General features: G+C 67.0%; 1 pseudogene. It reads right to left on the bottom strand.

Annotated elements, in window-relative coordinates:
• Nucleotides 1-719: pseudogene (locus tag JKF87_RS18140) on the bottom strand (transposase); the annotation flags it as partial.
• Nucleotides 720-736: the final 17 nt, after the last annotated feature.

The raw sequence follows: 736 nt of genomic DNA on the forward strand, positions 1-736 counted from the left end.
GGGGATCGCCGCCAGGCACTCGCGGGTGACGTCGTCGACCACGTTGAGAATGCGGAAGCGGCGGCCCGTGGCGAACTGGTCGTGCACAAAGTCCAATGACCAGCGGGCGTTCGGCCTGGCCTCGACCAGGATCGGCGCCCGTGTGCCGATGGCGCGACGACGGCAACGACGCTTACGCACCGTCAGGCCTTCCTCGCGATAGAGCCGGTAGATCCGGTTCTTGCCCGATGGCTCGCCCTCGCGCCGCAGCAACACGAACAGCCGGCGATAACCGAACCGTCGCCGCTCGACAGCCAGGGCGCGCAGCCGCTCCCGCAGCGCCGTGTCTGGCGGGCGGCAAGAGCGATAGCGCACCGATTTGCGGTCGGCCTTGATGATGGAGCAGGCCCGCCGCTCGCTGACGCCGAACGTCGCCTTCACATGGGCGACGGCCTGGCGCATCGCCGCGGGCCCTACCACTTTTTTGAGAGCAGATCGTTCAGCGCCGCCTTGTCGAGCATGGCGTCGGCCAGCAGGCGCTTCAGCTTTCCGTTCTCATCTTCCAGGGCGCGCAGGCGCTGGGCGTCCGACACGCTCATCCCGCCGAACTTGGCTTTCCAGGCGTAGATCGTGCCCTCCGACACGCCGTGCTTGCGCGCCAACTCGCCCGCTTTGGCGCCGGCCTCGTTCTCCCGCAGGATCCCGATGATCTGCTCTTCCGTGAATCTCGCTCGTTTCATTCCGTCCGTCCTTTCAA

Origin of the sequence: Brevundimonas nasdae, assembly GCF_016654005.1 — a bacterium.
Classification (GTDB): Bacteria; Pseudomonadota; Alphaproteobacteria; order Caulobacterales; family Caulobacteraceae; genus Brevundimonas; species Brevundimonas nasdae.